We start from the raw sequence: 252 nt of genomic DNA, 5'->3' as shown, positions 1-252 counted from the left end.
GATTTCACCGATCATGATGATGTCCGGGTCCTGACGCAGAATCGAGCGCAATGCGCGCGCGAAGCTCATGCCGATCCGCTCGTTGACCTGGGTCTGGCCGATGCCGGACAGGTCGTATTCGATCGGGGTCTTCCACCGTCATGATGTTGGTGGTTGCCGTCTCCAGTCGCGACATCGACGCATACAGCGTCGTCGTCTTGCCTGAGCCGGTCGGACCCGTCACGAGCACGATGCCGTGCGGCTTGCCGATCA

The 252-nt window shown here is 61.5% G+C and carries 1 pseudogene; it reads right to left on the bottom strand.

What is annotated here, in order from left to right:
* Positions 1-252 (bottom strand): annotated as a pseudogene (locus tag AB3X89_RS40750) (GspE/PulE family protein); the annotation flags it as partial.

It is taken from the genome of Paraburkholderia sp. BR14320 (genome assembly GCF_040948665.1).
Taxonomy (GTDB): Bacteria; Pseudomonadota; Gammaproteobacteria; order Burkholderiales; family Burkholderiaceae; genus Paraburkholderia; species Paraburkholderia youngii.
The sequence above is the reverse complement of the archived record's forward strand: the minus strand, read 5'-3'. Positions and strand labels throughout refer to the sequence as shown.